Source organism: Allosphingosinicella sp., assembly GCF_036387615.1.
Lineage (GTDB): Bacteria > Pseudomonadota > Alphaproteobacteria > Sphingomonadales > Sphingomonadaceae > Allosphingosinicella.
In genome coordinates this window covers 1-2878 of the sequence record NZ_DASVTH010000008.1, presented here as the reverse complement: position 1 = coordinate 2878, position 2878 = coordinate 1, and the positions used below count along the sequence as shown (strand labels likewise).

Here is a 2878-nt window from a genome sequence, read left to right as displayed (position 1 = left end):
GATGCACCCTGACGACGACGTTGCCCGGCCCGTTATCTCCGGAACCCCCGCACCCGCGCATTTGCAGGGCGAGGTGCGAGCATGGCGCGAACGCTACGGCCTATTCGCCCAGAAGGATCAACCCCGACAAAGTTGATGTGTCTTTCAAGACCCACTTGCAGTCGTTCAGTGCTGTCGGTGCGGCACCCGGAATCTGCCGCTCGTTCCTGTGAGTACATCGACCGCTCCGGCGAGCTCAGGTGCGCACTCGGAACGGCTTGGACTGAGACTTTCCTGCCGGAAAGACTGCAAGGCCGGACGTTCGCGAGCTGTTTCGGCTCCCCGCATTCAGCCATTCATTCATGTCGGTCGCGAAGGTGATGCTGCAGGAATCTTCCTGCCCGGGACACGCCGGCTTTCCCGAAAAGGATACTGTTTCGAGAAAGCTGCGCCTGATGCGGACGGGCGGTATCGCTTATGAGGGGTGCTGAAACTGACGCCGTGAATCGGACCGGTTCGGAGCAGTCGGAACTTGCGTGGCGCGATCATCGGGCGCAGCTTTCAGCGCCGGGAGGGGATAGACGATGCGCATGGCGATCACGTTGGCCGCGGCACTGCTTTCGGGATGCGCGAGCGTCTCATTCACGCAGCTCACGCCGGACCTGAGGCCGAAGGCGGGCGCCCCCGAGGGCGCCGTCTACTACATGCCAAAGCCATATCTCCTCGTTACGCAGCTCCCATACACGGCGCTGGCCGGAGCCACGGTCGCCGCAGTCGCTGTCCCGGCGACGGACCCGGTGCCGCCGAAGAAGGGCGGCGAGGCCGTCAACGAGCCGAACGCCGGCTGGCCCGCGCCCGACCCAAATGCGAACGTCGCCGCGGTCGGCCAGGCGGCGATGGGCGGTGCGGACGAGAAGGCGTCGGGCGGCGACGCCACGCTTGCCGCCGGGTCCGACCAGAGTTTCGGCGGAAGCAGCGAAGGCTATTTCATCAAGCTCATCTACCTGCCGGACATGAGCAGGCCGATGTCCGTGTCCATGCGCTCGGGACTGGGATCGGCAAACCTCAAGCCCACGTTTCAGAACGGCTGGATGCTAACCGGCTTCGATGCGGGCGCGGACAGCAAGAACTCGGAGATCCTGACGGCGCTCGCCCCGCTGCTCACCGCCTACAAGACGTCAGGGAAGGCCGCTGCTGACGTTACCGGCGGGAAAGGCGGCGGCGCCGCCGCCTCGCTGGTCCCGGCCGACACGCGCCAGGTCCTGGCGCCGGGACTTTACGAGATCGAATACGACGACCAAAGAGGCAATCTAAAGAGCATCTGCGCAAGGACGCACTTCACCGCGCAGGGCTCTGTGCCTGCATCGGGTGCGGGTTCCTGTACGAAATGACCACGTTGTCAGCCGCCTATCCGACGCGTCCGCTCACCATGTCCGCCGCCTCGCCGCGGGGCGGCGCGGCGCCGATCCTGTTGCCGTTCAAGGTCCAGCGGCAGGGGAAGCGACCGCAGTGGTGCTGGGCTGCGGTCACGTCCTCGATTTCGGGATACCCCAATCCGCCGCACGATGCGCCGGTGACCATGTGCAAGATTGCGTCGAACGAGCTCGGCCCGAACTGCTGCGCGACGCCGGTGCCCGGCGCCTGCGATGTCCAGAACACTCTGGACGGACCGTTGGGCAACATCGGTCGCCTGCGGCAGCCGGTGATCACGGGCTATCTCGGCGAGACGGCGGTCAGGGCCGAGCTGTCGGCCAACCTGCCGCTCCCGATCCGCGTCGTCTGGACGAAGTCGGGCGGCGGCGGGCACTTCTGCGTCATCTACGGGATACGGACGGTGGGCACCCAGCTCCAGTATGCCGTCTCGGACCCGATCTACGGCGAGGCGAGCGTCGCGCACGCGGCGTTGATCGCCGGGGGATATAAAGCAGGCGGGGGTGCCTGGTCGCACAGCTACGTGGTGAAGCCCTGATGGCGCTCGCGGTTCAGCCCTATCCTGGCGCACTCCTTGGACTCGCCGAAAGCCTGGAAGGCGCGCTCTACACCTTCGAGGACACGCGAGAGACGGCGTTCCGCCTGGTCGACAGGCAATTGGCGGTGCACGGCCCGTTCCCGGTCTTCACGAGCCGGCCCGACGACATCGAGGACGACCGAAACGCCATCGGCGACGTTCCCGCCGAACGGTCAGGCTGGCGGGCGCTCGTTACCACTAACGAAAAGCCGCTGGCCTTGATCGAAATCGTCTTCGACGCCGCAGGTGCCGAGCTCTACTCGATCAGGGGACCGGAGGCCGCAACGGCGTTCGCGAGAGTCTTGAGCGCCGCAGCGATTCATCTGGACAGTCCGGGCAGCTACGAGGTCCGCTGGCTCGTGGTGCCGGACGTGTACGTGTCGGCGCTTTGGCTCGCGGCCCCGGACTCGATCTTCCTGCCGGCCCGGCTTGGCTCCCCGTTCCGGCCGGAAGCTGGGGAAATCGGCTGGCCGCAACTGCGCGAGGCAATCCTGCCCCTTATTGAGGCGGCGCGACCGGGACCCGAATTCGTCGATCGCGACGACGGATCGCCACGATCCGGCCTGCCGCGCCGGAGATAATGCGTGGCTCCGCCGGCCGCAGGCGTCAATCGCCCTTCACAAGCCATCTGATCGGATTGAGCGCCGTCGGCCGCATTCGCTAGGTGAGCGAAAAGGACGTGTATGGGCGGAAGCGGACGACGGGCTCGCGACCGGTAGAACCCAAAGCCGGACGTTCGCTGGCTGTTTCCGGCTCCCCAGTTTCGGCCATTCATTCACGTTGATGCTACGGCCATTTCTGAGGCGCTCGGCCGTAAGTACAAACCACGCAAAGTTGATGGCCGAAAGTGGAACTTTGGTGGGCCAGCGGCACTGATCGGATGCAGATCGG

3 protein-coding genes are annotated in these 2878 nt (G+C 65.7%); all 3 read left to right on the top strand.

Annotation, left to right across the window (positions count from 1 at the left end; genetic code table 11):
* The first annotated feature begins 569 nt into the window (after positions 1-569).
* Genes VF631_RS01315 through VF631_RS01305 form a run of 3 tightly spaced genes read left to right on the top strand, consistent with a single transcriptional unit; the run spans position 570 to position 2568 of the window.
* Positions 570-1370 (top strand): hypothetical protein, encoded by an 801-nt coding sequence (locus VF631_RS01315; protein ID WP_431848459.1) that lies wholly within the window; start codon positions 570-572, stop codon positions 1368-1370.
* The gene (locus VF631_RS01310) at positions 1367-1948 is read left to right on the top strand and encodes a papain-like cysteine protease family protein (RefSeq protein ID WP_431848458.1); all 582 of its coding nucleotides are present in this window, start codon (positions 1367-1369) and stop codon (positions 1946-1948) included. Before VF631_RS01315 ends, VF631_RS01310 begins: the two co-directional genes overlap by 4 nt.
* On the top strand, positions 1948-2568 hold the full coding sequence (locus tag VF631_RS01305) for a hypothetical protein (RefSeq protein WP_431848457.1): 621 nt from the start codon (positions 1948-1950) through the stop codon (positions 2566-2568). The genes VF631_RS01310 and VF631_RS01305 overlap by 1 nt, the downstream gene beginning before the upstream one ends.
* The last annotated feature ends 310 nt before the right edge of the window (positions 2569-2878 follow it).

Excerpts from the sequence above, each read along its gene's own strand:
- VF631_RS01315 (WP_431848459.1), top strand. The coding sequence starts at position 570 with ATGGCGATCACGTTGGCCGCGGCACTGCTTTCGGGATGCGCGAGCGTC.
- VF631_RS01310 (WP_431848458.1), top strand. The coding sequence starts at position 1,367 with ATGACCACGTTGTCAGCCGCCTATCCGACGCGTCCGCTCACCATGTCC.
- VF631_RS01305 (WP_431848457.1), top strand. The coding sequence starts at position 1,948 with ATGGCGCTCGCGGTTCAGCCCTATCCTGGCGCACTCCTTGGACTCGCC.